Origin of the sequence: Adlercreutzia mucosicola DSM 19490, assembly GCF_000422625.1 — a bacterium.
Taxonomy (GTDB): domain Bacteria; phylum Actinomycetota; class Coriobacteriia; order Coriobacteriales; family Eggerthellaceae; genus Adlercreutzia; species Adlercreutzia mucosicola.
Genome location: NZ_AUGK01000003.1, coordinates 310,182 through 322,812, shown reverse-complemented (window position 1 = coordinate 322,812; position 12,631 = coordinate 310,182). Strand labels below are relative to the sequence as shown.

The window sequence follows — 12,631 nt, the reverse complement described above, 5'->3', positions numbered from 1 at the left end:
TGCGCTTCTTGGGCACCACGGTTTCGGATGCGACCAGACGGTTGACTTCCTTGCTTATCTGAATCGCCGAGTTGTAGAACTCGAAGGTAGAGAGATTTCTGTTTCTAACGAAAATACCGCTCATAGTGGGTATCCTTCCAGAGAATCCGTACGAAGGTACCCCCCCCCCTGCGATTTTGCAAAAATCCAGCGACTCCCGCTTCGCGGGAGGGGGATGCGCCCGCGCAAGGCGGGCGCTATGAGGAGTACATTATACGGCTGCTGCTTCGCATCAGCCTACGAGGAAGCAGGGCAGCGGGCGAACCCACGTGTTCGCAGCCGAATTGTAGTTGGCATGGCCAGTGCTGTTGACACTGCACACGTTCGACGCCGACGCGCCGTGCGCGGAGCGCAGCCACCAGTTGACCCGCTGTCCCTGAATGCGGTCTTTGGTCTGCTTGAAGATCGGGAACTGGCAGTCCATACCGACCGAATATCCCGGGGTGCCCCAGACGCAGCAGCCGTAGACCTCCATTTCAGAAGGAGACCAGATTTCCCCGAGGTTCTTCCACTCCCAGCCGTTGGAAGCGTTGAGAGCGCCGGAAGCGCTGTAGCGGGTCTCGGCCAGCGACCTGTACGGAAGGATCGCGTTGCGCACCATCTGTGGCAGCGACGGCAGGTAATCGTTGATCTCCCACTTGTGCAGATTGCTGACGAGGTAGGGCGACTTCTCCGCGCTGGTGCCCTGATTGGTGGCTGTGGTGTTCCACATGATGTAGCTGCCGTTAGTGACGTAGGTTGTCGAAGCGTTCAGCTCCACGGGTGCTGTCGGCACCATTATCACATGGTGAGACAGCGGCGAATCGGAACACTGGTAGTAGGGGTCGAACGCCCCGATCTGGTAGCGCACGGTGCCGTATTTCGTAGTCACCACGTCGATGTAGTCGCGAATGCGCAAACCGGTGAAGTTCGCGGCTTGAACTCTGGCCTTGAGCCAAGCCCAGATGTTCGCGTAACCGGCGATCTCGTCGGCGAAGACGATAGCAAGGCTCCTGCCTGCGATGGTATCGAGGTTGTCGCTCTCCAAGTAAGCGATCCGATCCTCTTGGTTCTCGTCGGTGTCGTCGAGTCCTTTTAGTAGACCGTCGATGATGTCGGCGTTTCCGTTGATGACCGCGATGTCCACGTCGTCGCCGTATGCCGGTTTCTCAAGATTAGCGAATGATGTCATAGTACTCATAATCGTTATCCCTTCAATTCTCCCCAAGTTGTCGTTCCGTTGAGGTCGCCCCAAGTGACCGTGTTGTGAATCCTGTCGAGCTTCTGCTTGTCGTCGGATGTCATGAAGCCGTTCGCGGTGGCCGATGCCGGTGCGTGGACATGGATGAGCGGTGCGAACGCAGCCGTCAGCTTCGACCACAGCACAGACCAGAAATAGGCCAGCCCTGTCAAGGTGACCACTTCCGAACCAGTGGGCGTCTCGCCGTTCGCGATACCGTCGATTTGGGAGGTCGTGACAGGAGCGATCTTCGACTCGGTAGTGCCAAGGCGCTCCCAGCCGTCATCGTCCTCGCCTACGATCCACTCGACCCACATGTTGTCGTCCGAGGGGTCGTCTGAGGGAACGAAGTAGATTGTCGCCGTGTTCGGGTTCTCGATCGTCGGCACGAGGGTGTCGGGGTCGTACTCGCCCTCAAGGCAGTAGTGGCGCAGCCATCCCTTAGACAACAACTCCATCTGAGCGAACCGGGCAGTCCTGCGGGCTTCCTCAAGCTCGCGGTTGGTCTCTGCCGTCTCCCTGCCGCTCTCCGCCGCAACACGCGCCCGTTCAGCCGCAGCCCGTTGAGCTTCCGCTTCCTCGCGGTTTTCCTCGTTGCCTTCGCGGGCAAGTTCGTGTACCTGACGCTGTTGCTCGTTGAACTCGCGAATCTGCTCGGCTTCGTCGCGGTCGGTCTCAGCTGCGTCACGGTCGCCTTCCGCCTGAACACGGGACACTTCCTGAGCTGTGGCCGTGGTGATGAATTGCTCGGCCTTTGAGACCGCACCGCCCACCTGATCGGTGAACTCGTCTTCGAGGGCTTGGGCGATGTCGTCCATGTCCTCGAATGTAGCCATGCGCTTGGCGCTGCCGGTGGAGAAGCAAATATAGAGAGCCTTCCCGTCCTCGACGTTCGGGTCGCCTTCGAGAACGACCGCGCCCTCGCCGGACACCAGCTTCGTCGGATCGAACTGGTCGTAGGAGCCGCGTCTAAGTTGGATAGCCATAGCGAACCTCCTAAGCCTTCACGAGGTACTTCTCAGAGCCGTTGGACGTGCCGATGGCGACGTAGCGCGTCGCGCCGCTATATGCGGTGTAGTGCGCCCATATGTAGCCATCGCGCTCCACAACGTCGGCTGCGATGCTGTTGATGGTCTGCCCATAGCTGTAGGAAGCGACGACACTTCCAGACATACCGGGCGCATCGCGGACGTTGAGCGAGGATGCGACGACCTTGTAGGTTCCGGCGATGATCCTCGGCTTGCCAGTCGAAGTGCCAGCTGCGTTGGGCGTTCCGTTCAACAGCTCGTTGACGCGAGCCTGAACCTGAGCGTACTTGTCTCCAAGTGCCGCTTTGCGGGCTTCTCCCGTGCCGTAGCGACCGGCGATGACTGCCCGAGCAAGCTCGTCGATGGTGCCGCCGACCACGGTTGCCGTAGAGCCTGCGGACGCGGAACCGCTCGGAGCGTTGCCGCTCACCACGATCACGGCATGCCCGCCCGAAACGAGAATCGAGCCGACCTGCGCCTTCTGCTGGATTTGCGAGTAGGACAGCCCGCGATACACGGTCACGAGACCCGTCTGCTCAAGACGCTCGGCGAGGTTGCCCGTGTAGCCGAGATTGCCACCGGCGTACATGATCGACTTGGCTGCACCGGCGGCGATGCCGCAGACGCTCGCGAGGGACGAGCAGTCGCATTCGCAGTCCTTCGCGATCTTCGACAGGTCGTAGCTGACCGCTTCCGCAGGAGGAAGGATGGTGTTGCGCTCGCCTTGGTCGTAGCCGATATGGAGGTTCGACACCGCCCTCGACGCCGCAGTAGCACACGCTCTAGCGGCATCGGCGCTCTTCCACACGACCAGTGAAAGCCAGTTGTTGTCCCAAAGCGCACGAGTGTTAAGCTCCGTACCCGATTGGTTTCCCGCTTGACCGCCGACGTACTTGCCGCGCTCGTCGCAGGAAGCCTGTGCGATATATGTGGTCATGGCTCCCTCATTTCCCGCAGCGTCGTACTGCGTGAGATCGAATTGCTTGACGAGAGCCATGCAGGAACTCACATAAGTGGAGCTTGTCGTATAGCCGTCGTCCTTGATGGTCTGTAGGTACTTCTCGGGGTCGCGAATGCCGCGAAGGTTGCTGTAGCGCGGGAGCTGAATGAACTCGAAGTAGCCCTTGATCCCGTCCTCCATGCTGTCGTAGACGCGGAAGTTGTCGGTGATCGTGGTGAGCGTTCCGGGTTCGTACTCCTCCTTGGTGCTGAGATTCACCGATCTGCCAGTCCACTTCGTTCCGCACTTGAGACCGAAGTAGTTGTGGTAGACAGCGGCCAGAGTGGACTCACCCCAGCCGCTTTCCAGAATCGCCTGCGCGATGACAGCCGACCTCGCGTAAATCTCGTAGGAATCCGCGTACTTGGCAACGCAAGCGGCGACAGCCCCGATGAACTGCTGCCTGTCCATGTCTATTTCTCCTCGGATTCCTTGATGTTCGCGGCAGGCTCGGTGTAGGCTAGCGCCCGCTTAGAGTCAGACCAGTCGTCTGTGGTGGGGTCGGCCACGATGCCGAGAATCGCCAGCAAGACGAACACGGTATCGACGACCGCTAGAATCTGCGTTTGCAGAATGGAGAAGTCGAGCGACAGTCCGAAGATGTCGCCGATCTGTACGACGAGAAGAAGAATCGCAGGGATAATGGCGATCCAGAACGCCTTGTTCTTGATGCGTACTTTCCAGTTGATATTCATAACAATCGACGCTCCTTGCTTGTTCACTGATAAAGGAAGCGTCACCTCTCCGCCGCAATGAATGTCACCTTAGTCCGCTTTGTCGATACCAGCCCTGTCCATGCGATTGTGAGCGGCTTCCGCTCGCTCTTGTGCGTGAAGGGCGATGTCGCGCACCTCGCTTAATTCGTTGGTGTGGTTCTCTCGCATTTTCTGAATGTCGCTTGCGGTGCGCCTGTTCTCGGCCTTGATGTCCTTGATGTCATTCCCGATGAACTCCAACTTCAAGTTAGTCTCGGCTCGCTCGGCAGCATCCCCTTGTACTACCTGCTTGCCGCCACGCATGTAAGTCGCAAGTGCCAGAAGGGCGCTCATGACCGCAACGGTGACCGACACGGCGGTAACGATCTCAGTAGGCATTTTTGCTCACCTCCTCTCGTCGTCGGGTCTGCGGTCATTCCGAAACCAACTGAGCCTTAAGCTCAGCAGTATCGTCGTAAAGCTCTACGAAGCCCTCAAGAAGGTCTTTGGCACCGGCGCTCGCCTGCTCAAGACCTGCCAGCAAGTTTTCCAGTTTCTCATCGGACGTGGCTCCCTCTACGTTGCCCACGGACAGGAGGAAGGCCGCAAACGCCCTTGTAACGTCCATGTGCATCTGGCTAAGCACGTCGGTGTTGCCGATAATCTGCGATGTGATTTCCTGCGTCTCGTCCATTGCTCTCTCTCCTTAGTCTTCCAGCATCCATTCAATTTCGAGCATTTGCCTGCCGCTGAGGATTCCGATGCACTTCTCCGTTGGAATCTTGTAGATGGGCGGCTCATGCTCTATCTCAGCCCATTCGATGATCTCGTCCGAGTAGTCCTTGAACTTGGGGCTGTCGAAACGCAACTCAATCTGCCCCGTAGGATTGCCCTCGTCGTCAAGCACCTCTTCGCCGTATTTGGCAACAAGCTCCTCACGGCGAGTGATATATTCCTGAATCTCGTTCGTTAGGATTCTGGTGTTGCGAGCGGCTGCATAGCCTACGATGTCCGTGTGATCCAGAAGCGGTTCGAGCGATTTAATCATCAGCTCCATTTCGATGTTCTTATAAGATGTCATAGCGTGTTCTCCTGTTCTTCGCCGACTACGGCTTCCACTTGATTCTGTCCGCTCTCGCTGTCAACACCCTCTTCTACGGCATTTACGGCGGCTTCGTTCATCGGCGTCAACGTGAGCTGATAGATTTCAAAACCAGCCTGTTCCCACATTTCAATTTGGCTCGCTGGCGCGTAAAACGAAGCGTTGCCCTTCTTCACTAGATACAACTCGTCCATTCTCTCTCCTAACTTGTGTCCATGATTCCCTTGGTAAAGTGGATGTTCTGGGTGTAGTACCTGCTGACATAGGGAATCGTGAATGTTGTTGAGTAATACTTCCCGTTCGATATGCTCGTCACGCATGTGAATGAGAAGTTCTTATATTCCAGCGAAGTCATGAAGGTCTTGGTCGCAGTAATGCCTATCGACATGGTTGATCCCTGCCCTCGGCTGTAGTACGCCCCCACTCCGAGATAAGGGGTGAGAATCGCAACGCAGCCTTTACCGGCAATTCTTGTTCCCGGAGTATTCGTCGGGGTGTATCTGGTGTTGAAGCTCAGATAACCGGTTTCTGTTCCGCTCGAATAACCTCCAAAGAATGCTGCGTTACTCATGGCATTCCATTGGGCACCATTGCCGGTGCTGATGCCAGAGGTATTGAGCAACACACCAGCTGTGTTGCCTGTGTGGCTGTTTCTTCCGTTGTAATTGAGAGCGCCGTTAGCCAGCGTCAAATTGCCGATGGTACCGCTCTTTGCCGTGATGACGCCCGTGCTGGTGACAGAGAAGTTCGTGCTGTTCACGACGAACGTGTTCGAGTTGAAGGTGACTGTACCGCTGCTGATGGTGATTGCGGACTTATCGTTGGCGAAGGCGCTGCGAACCTTTGACATGTCGATGTTCTTGGTTTGCGTCTCGCCATTGACGCTCAGTTTTATGGAAGCGGTGCTTCCAAGCGATCCGGTCACGGACAGCTCGATGCTGTCTGCGGTCTGCTTTATGAGGGATAGCGTTGCCGAGTCGATGGCTACCCAGTGCGAACCGTCATAGCGGAACGTCATGACGCCCTTGGCTTCCCAATAGTAGTCATCGGACATGTAGGTGTCGTTCACGTAGATGTGCGCCGCGCCTGTGCCGTTGACGTTCAGTCTCGGGTTGGCGGCGGTGTTCTTATTGGTGAACTTGACCGTGATCTCAGCACCCGTGTAGAGCGTGAAACCCGGAGCCGTTACGACCTTGGTCGCCGTGGCTGCGGCAGTGGCGCAGGTGCCGTAGGCCACCTTCATGGCACTAACTGTGGAAGTGAGTCCGTCGGCTGTCTGCTCAAGCACGTTCACACGGTCGGTGAGGTCTACGATGAGACCGCTGGACGTGTCCTCATCGACGTTCCAAGCGTTGTCCGCGTAGATGAAGGTCTTGATGTCACCGGCCTTCCACCACTGCGAACTCGTCATGGCTGCACCGTCCACGAAAATCGGTATGCTACCTGTGCCGTTCACATTCAGCTTCGGATTGCTGACTGTGTTGGCATTCGCGAACTTGACGCTTATGGCCGCTCCTTCGATAAGCTCGAAGTCCTCGCACACAACGACCTTGTTCGCCACGCTCGCGGCAGTGGCGCAGGTGCCATAGCTTGCCGAGAGCGAGGAGACTGTTGACTTCAACCCGTTCACGGTCTGCTCAAGGACTGCCATGTCTCGCGTGTAGCCGTTGAGAGCCGCTGTGAGCGTCCCAGAGCCTACTGTAACGCTGTCGGCGGCTATGACAACCTCACCTGTATTCAGGTCTGCCTTGAACATCGTCTTGGCTGTGTCGGGCTGCTTCACGACGAGAGCGCCCGTGATGATATAGGATGCGTCGATGCCGATAGCGTAGATTCGGTTGAGGATGCTGTCGCCGTCAACAGTAAGCCCGTAGGGGTAGGTCTCGCCGCCATCGGTGGACATGGCGAGCGCTTCCGCAGTGAGTTTCCATACGATCGAGGACTCTTCAAGCGTCGGCTTGTCGTGCATGTAGTAGATCGTAGAGCCGTCGGACTGCACGTCCTCGGTCACGAACATACCGCCCGATTCGGCCAGTCTGGTAGCAAGCTCCTCGATGGCAAGCTCGCGCTTGGTCTTCTCGCGTTCGATCTCCTTGTGAGCCTTGAGGTAAGCCTTCGTGGTAGCGCTGTAGGACGTGGAGCTGTTGCGGGCGGGCGTCTCGGCGTTGCAGGCGATCGACTGGTAGTTACCGATCTTGTATGTCTGGTTCGTAATGAAGGACGCGAAGCGGGTGCCGTTGCGGTCGATGATCGCAACGGGGTCTCCTGCTTCTGAGAGCGGGTTTCCCACCACGGACGCTTCGTAGGGGCGGAAGATCATATGCAGGGCACCGCGACCGATGCGCTCGGCCACCTCCGCTGCCTGCCCGATGGCGATGAGCGGGTTGTCCAAGACCTTGAGGACGTAGCCCTCCACGCCCCATAGCGCTTCGTCGAACTCGTCGTCCTCGCCCTCGACCTCCACCTTGATGCCCGTGACAGTAACCTCGTCGGTACACATTGAAAGCGATGAGAGGGCGTCGATGGTACCCACCTCGCTCAAGCCCGAGTACGTGACGAAATCGCCGCCGTCAACAGACCAAGCTGCCGCGTAGTTGATGAAGTTGCCGCCGTCGGCTTCGTCGCCGTCGCCGTAAAGGCCGTCCTCACCGGTGACATCGAAGGTGCCGCCGTCGAGGTTCACCTCTCGCAGCGCCAGCAGGGCGTCGCGGTCGTACCAGTTCATGACGATGCGGCCATGGGTGTCGGTCTTGACCCAGCATCCGGCCACCTGAGCCGCGTAGGAAAGGATAGACAGGCATGTCTCATCGTCGTCAGGGCGCATCTGCACAATGAAGTCCCAGTTCTGAAAATCCGACTTGAACAAGGTCAGCCCTGCGAATTGGCAGATGTCCTCGACTATCGTGCGCAACGTGGCCGGATAACTCGTCTGAACATAAGCGTAGTCCTTCTCAAGGAGAGATAGGTTGTCGTAGCAATCAAGACCGATGGTGCTTCCGTAGGTGTCGGGTTGCTCCACACGGTAGACGCCCTTCTTCACCCATTCCTCGCCGCCATTGGCAAGCTCGATGCCTACGTAAGGCTCGATCTTTGCGCCGGTGAAGTCATAGCCGTCGAAGCGACGATCCCAGTTGTTGAGGGTGCAGGAGAACTTTCCGATGACGGCAGCGCCTATGTCGAAGGCCGACGAGGACGACGTTGCTTCTGTGAACGAAGCCGTCGCATCCATGAAATCATCGCCCTCTAGGCTCCTCACCTCGCCGTTGGCGAATGTCATCGTCGCCTTGAGAAGTAGCTTGCTGTTGTTGGCGACCTTCTGCCTGAACTCCATACTCGCAGTTAGCATGTCCGCCTACCTCTCGATGATGTCGAACGAGAGCGTCGCGAAACGGGTGCCGCCGTTCACGTTAAACCACTTGTAGGGGGCGGTTCTGTCGCCGACGTAGGCTTCCATGGTGCGCCAAGTGCCGGTCATGGCGTCCTCGTACTTCACGTAGAAGTACTCAGGGTTGACGGCCTGCAAGATCGCAGCGGCCTGAGCCTTCGTCGGCATAGTCCACGTGAGAACCAGCTTGCGCTTCTGGCTAGTGCGCATCTTGTACATAGTGTTCCCGCCGTTCTGGACGCGGCCTGCGTCGGATGCGGAAATGTCCTGCAAGCCCCACTGCATCGCGGAGGGGTCTGGGGTGATGGGTCGCAGGTTGTTGGGGCTTTCGCCAATATAGATCATCGCCATTTCAATCACCTCTAACCAAACGACATCCCAAGCTCGCCGCGACGCTCAAGGTCTTTGAATCCCTTGTAGGTGGCGCGGGCAAGCTCGTCGTTGCCGACTCTCAAGACGACCTCCACGGGGCGCTCGCCTTCGGAGCGGCCTGAATCGGAGAGTGTCATGACAGAGAGCATCGCTTCGATAACGCCCTGCTTGATGCCGTCCACGATCTGCTCGTTGTTCGCGACGGTCGCCTGACCGCCCATCTGGCCGACCAGCTCGGGCATGCCGTTCTCACGGGCTACGAAGAGCTGTCCGCTCATCACTTGACCGCCTGTGGCGAGATAGGGAATCTGAGGTGCGCTGATGTTGCGCAATCCGCTGAACGGGTAGACGCCCGCGATGTTGAAGCCCTTGATGAAGTTAATCGCCGAGTTGAGTCCGCTGAACGGGATCGAGATCACGTAGTTCACACCGCTGATGAGGTTGTTGATGATCGACTTGAGACCGTTCAGGATTCCGCTGCCGAGGTCGCCGAACATGGTGCCAACGGCACCGAAAATGGTGGTGACGCGGCTCCAAGCATTCGAGAAGATGCTGTAGAAGAAGTTCCCGACCGCGCTGAAAATCGTCACGATGCCATTCCAAGCCGCCTGAGCGCCGTTCTTGATGGCGTCCCAAGCGCCGGAGAACCAATCGGACACGGGTTTGATTACGTTGTTGTAGAACCAGCTCGACACTGCGTTCCATACGCCGACGATGCCAGACCAGCAAATCTTCGCACCCAGTGACAGAGCGTTCCAGAGAGTCGAGAAGAAGCCGCTGATTGGCTTGATGATGTTCTGGTCGAACCAACTCGATACGACGCCCCAAATGAGCTGTATCGTTGTCCAGCAGCCCTGCGCGATGACTCCGATGTCATAGAAAACGTCGGACACCGTTTGCCAGATGCTCCCGAAAAGCTCGGCGAACCACGCGACGATAGGCGACCAGAAATCAATGAAGGGCTGGATCACGGTGTCTTGGAACCATTGTGCGGCACCGTTCCAGATGCCCACGATAGTGTCCCAAGCGCCTTGGAAGAACCCGCAGATGGTGTTCCAGCAATTCTGGAACCACTCTCCCACCGGCGCGAAGAAATCGCATATTCCTTGCCACAGGTCGGCGAAGAACTGAGAAATGGCTTCCCAATTCGCAACGACAAGGGCAACGATCGCCGTTACGGCCGCGACAACTGCCGCCACAGCCAGTGCAGGCCATCCGAAAATGAGCGCCAGACCGGCTCCGATTGCCAAGATGCCTGCACAGATGAGAGCGATATTCTCTACCGTGATGCCGTTGTTGAAGGCGTCGTAGAGACCCACTGCGATTAGCGCCAGACCTCCTACGACCAAACCTATGGCAGCTGCCAGCACCCCGAGGGTCACCGCGTGACCGGCCACGGCCACGTATGCGATTTTCAGCATGTTGCCGAGGTTGGTGAACGCGAGATAAAGACCACCGACCGTCGCCACGAGACCCACGAGGATCGCGGCCACGTTCGTGAAGTTCAACCCGTTGTTCACGGCGTCGATGATCCCGGCAGACAGCAATGCCAGACCGCTGATTATAAGTCCTATAGCTGTGCCGGTTGAGCCGAACGCAAGTCCAAGACCTCCTACTAGCAGCACCGCACCGGAGAGCATCATCAGCAGGTTGTCCCAATTAAGCCCGTTCACCAATGCGTCGCACCATCCCCATACGAGCAGAACAGCGCCAGCAGCGGACATAGCGATTCCCAAGAGCCGCTTCCAACCAAGCTCCAATCCGAGAAGGTCGTTGAGGGCGCTCGCGATCTTCCATGCCGCGATGCCAGCACCAATGGCCGTGACATAGGGAATGATCTTCTGGAAGGCCGTGGCGAGCTTCTGCGCAAGAGCGTCGGTCTTCTGACCGATGGTGTCGGTGAGACCTGCGAGGAAATCGTAGGTGTCGAGCGGAAGGTCGAGACCGATTCCGCCGCCGTTGCCCTTATCCTTGCCGCTTCCGCTAGAATCCTCCGGAGGGGCGTTGAGCTTGTTCAACTCGTCGAAGCCCATGACGGTGTTCTTGTATTCCTTAGCGGCCTTTGAAGCCTTGTCGAGGGCATCTGCCGCGTCGTTGGCGTCGTCGCCAGTAGTGGCGATACCCGACGTGTCCAGAGAGCTGTAATCGACCTCAAACGTGGCGTCGATGCCGAAGAAGTTCGCGATTGTCTGAGCGAGCAGGCGGATTGCCTTAACGACGGCGATAGCGACGGGAAGGATCATATTCAACGCCGGAATGAGCAGATTGCCTATTGCGCGAGCCGCAAGCGTGACCTGAGCCTTGAGGACTCGCAGCTGGTTCGCGGGACTTGCGATAGTACGAGCCATGTCCCCATGCACGATGGTCACCTGATTCATGATGAGGTAGTAGCGAAGCGCCACCTTTTCCGCCTGCGTCATCGACTCGGCGTTCGCGTCAATACCCATCTTTGTCAGCTCAAGGTTCATGCGGGCGTTGGACAAGTCCCAACCGATACGGCGCAGCGGCTCAAGCTCGCCAGCGATGCCCGACTGAATCTTGAGCATGGCGTCTTCCGTACTCATGTTGTAGAAGGAAGCGATGTCGTAGCCGAGCTGGGTTAGCTGCTGGCTCATAACGGACGCCTTGTCGGCTGTCATACCCATGCCCGTAATGAGCGTTTGGAACACGCCTTGGTTACGCGCCCACTCGCCGAAGTCGATGCCGAGCAGTTCTTGACACTTCATGCCGAACTCGGTAGCAGCCTGAGTGCCAGCGCCCATGGACGCCTGAAACAGGTTCATGTTCTCGATGTAGCTGTTCGACTCGTTTATGCAGCTCGCCAAGACGTTGATGACCTTGCGCCCTGCGGCGACGAGCATGGTGAACTTGCCGATCACGTTCAGCGTGGATCGCGACACCTGCACATTGCTGTCGTTCAGATACTTGTTGGAAGCCGCAAGGCTTCGAGCAGCCGCGCCTGCGGTTCGCATCGAAGTGGGTAAACTCTTGAAAGCTGTACCGAGACGGTAGATGTTCGCCGCCAGTGGTTTCAGCTGGGTATTCAGCATTTCCATCTGTCGGACGAAGCCCGTTACATCCAAGTTCTTATACAGGGCAAGAACATCTGGCAGCTGCTCAAGCTGCTTGAGCGCCGTCTTGATGTTCATTCCGTTCAACCCCTTGAGCGGCAGCAGAACAGACGCGAGTCCTTGGAACTTCGATGCCCCATCAACGGGGAAACGAGTGATGGAATCTCCTAGCAAACCGAGATTGGTTGCAGCAGACCTGCTGATAGTCAGACCACTCAGGGCGTTCAGGGAAGCGAGCGGGCGAACCTTCTCGCCTGCATCCATCGGAATCTCCTTGGCGGCGTTCGCCAGCAGAAGAAGGCTGTTGCCGAGCGTTCTGCTGACAGTGACCTCGCCAATGCCCTTCAAGGAATCGAAGGCGCTCAGTCTGGCGTTGGCGTCTGCCGGAATTGCCGCGATGCCATCGGCGAGTGACGACAAGTTCGCGCCTAGATTGGACGCTACCTTGATTTTGCCGACCTCTGCTAGTTTTGACAGATTCAGGTTGGCCGCGCTGTTCTTGAGATCGTTTACAGCACCGGACGCTTCGCGAAGACGCGCATATCCTGAACCGGTGCTTTTCTCTAGCCGTTCAAGAATACCAACGAGATCGGAAAGACCCTTAGCGGCACCACCAGCATTGCTGCTGACCTCAATGGCTAGTTTATCTATGGTGCCGTCTGTTGGCATTTCCGCTCTCCTTCGCATTCTCGTGGAAAGCGGAACCTCTCCTGTGTCGAG

At 57.5% G+C, this 12,631-nt stretch carries 11 protein-coding genes; all 11 read right to left on the bottom strand.

Going from position 1 to position 12,631, the window contains the following annotated elements:
• Positions 1–271: 271 nt before the first annotated feature.
• The 11 genes from G503_RS0101525 to G503_RS0101475 all read right to left on the bottom strand — a co-directional run bounded on the left by G503_RS0101525 (position 272) and on the right by G503_RS0101475 (position 12,580).
• Complete coding sequence (locus G503_RS0101525) at positions 272–1,219, bottom strand: DUF6273 domain-containing protein (protein ID WP_156891864.1); 948 nt, start codon at positions 1,217–1,219, stop codon at positions 272–274.
• A 5-nt stretch (positions 1,220–1,224) separates the two neighbouring features.
• Positions 1,225–2,244: a hypothetical protein gene (locus G503_RS13115; RefSeq protein WP_035021274.1), complete on the bottom strand. Its 1,020-nt coding sequence runs from the start codon at positions 2,242–2,244 to the stop codon at positions 1,225–1,227.
• Between the two features lie 10 nt (positions 2,245–2,254).
• Entirely contained in the window at positions 2,255–3,697 is a 1,443-nt protein-coding gene (locus tag G503_RS16195; RefSeq protein ID WP_051190812.1) for an endolysin-like domain-containing protein, read from the bottom strand.
• Positions 3,698–3,699: 2 nt separating this feature from the next.
• Positions 3,700–3,981, bottom strand: a complete 282-nt coding sequence (locus G503_RS0101510; RefSeq protein ID WP_028026190.1) for a phage holin — start codon at positions 3,979–3,981, stop codon at positions 3,700–3,702.
• A 69-nt stretch (positions 3,982–4,050) separates the two neighbouring features.
• A complete protein-coding gene (locus G503_RS0101505) occupies positions 4,051–4,380 on the bottom strand; it encodes a hypothetical protein (protein ID WP_028026189.1) in 330 nt (109 codons plus the stop codon).
• 34 nt (positions 4,381–4,414) lie between these two features.
• Entirely contained in the window at positions 4,415–4,675 is a 261-nt protein-coding gene (locus tag G503_RS0101500) for a hypothetical protein (RefSeq protein WP_028026188.1), read from the bottom strand.
• 12 nt (positions 4,676–4,687) lie between these two features.
• The gene (locus G503_RS0101495) at positions 4,688–5,038 is read right to left on the bottom strand and encodes a hypothetical protein (protein WP_156891863.1); all 351 of its coding nucleotides are present in this window, start codon (positions 5,036–5,038) and stop codon (positions 4,688–4,690) included.
• Between the two features lie 20 nt (positions 5,039–5,058).
• A complete protein-coding gene (locus tag G503_RS0101490; RefSeq protein ID WP_028026186.1) occupies positions 5,059–5,277 on the bottom strand; it encodes a hypothetical protein in 219 nt (72 codons plus the stop codon).
• A gap of 8 nt (positions 5,278–5,285) precedes the next feature.
• Positions 5,286–8,429: a hypothetical protein gene (locus tag G503_RS0101485; RefSeq protein WP_156891862.1), complete on the bottom strand. Its 3,144-nt coding sequence runs from the start codon at positions 8,427–8,429 to the stop codon at positions 5,286–5,288.
• Positions 8,430–8,435: 6 nt separating this feature from the next.
• Positions 8,436–8,819 (bottom strand): hypothetical protein, encoded by a 384-nt coding sequence (locus tag G503_RS0101480; RefSeq protein WP_028026184.1) that lies wholly within the window; start codon positions 8,817–8,819, stop codon positions 8,436–8,438.
• Between the two features lie 11 nt (positions 8,820–8,830).
• A complete protein-coding gene (locus G503_RS0101475; protein WP_028026183.1) occupies positions 8,831–12,580 on the bottom strand; it encodes a phage tail protein in 3,750 nt (1,249 codons plus the stop codon).
• Positions 12,581–12,631: the final 51 nt, after the last annotated feature.

What these genes read in the sequence shown, in the direction of transcription:
- G503_RS0101485 (WP_156891862.1), bottom strand. Translation starts at nt 8,429, where the DNA reads ATGCTAACTGCGAGTATGGAGTTCAGGCAGAAGGTCGCCAACAACAGC.
- G503_RS16195 (WP_051190812.1), bottom strand. Translation starts at nt 3,697, where the DNA reads ATGGACAGGCAGCAGTTCATCGGGGCTGTCGCCGCTTGCGTTGCCAAG.
- G503_RS0101500 (WP_028026188.1), bottom strand. Translation starts at nt 4,675, where the DNA reads ATGGACGAGACGCAGGAAATCACATCGCAGATTATCGGCAACACCGAC.
- G503_RS0101505 (WP_028026189.1), bottom strand. Translation starts at nt 4,380, where the DNA reads ATGCCTACTGAGATCGTTACCGCCGTGTCGGTCACCGTTGCGGTCATG.
- G503_RS13115 (WP_035021274.1), bottom strand. Translation starts at nt 2,244, where the DNA reads ATGGCTATCCAACTTAGACGCGGCTCCTACGACCAGTTCGATCCGACG.
- G503_RS0101475 (WP_028026183.1), bottom strand. Translation starts at nt 12,580, where the DNA reads ATGCCAACAGACGGCACCATAGATAAACTAGCCATTGAGGTCAGCAGC.
- G503_RS0101480 (WP_028026184.1), bottom strand. Translation starts at nt 8,819, where the DNA reads ATGGCGATGATCTATATTGGCGAAAGCCCCAACAACCTGCGACCCATC.
- G503_RS0101510 (WP_028026190.1), bottom strand. Translation starts at nt 3,981, where the DNA reads ATGAATATCAACTGGAAAGTACGCATCAAGAACAAGGCGTTCTGGATC.
- G503_RS0101525 (WP_156891864.1), bottom strand. Translation starts at nt 1,219, where the DNA reads ATGAGTACTATGACATCATTCGCTAATCTTGAGAAACCGGCATACGGC.
- G503_RS0101490 (WP_028026186.1), bottom strand. Translation starts at nt 5,277, where the DNA reads ATGGACGAGTTGTATCTAGTGAAGAAGGGCAACGCTTCGTTTTACGCG.
- G503_RS0101495 (WP_156891863.1), bottom strand. Translation starts at nt 5,038, where the DNA reads ATGGAGCTGATGATTAAATCGCTCGAACCGCTTCTGGATCACACGGAC.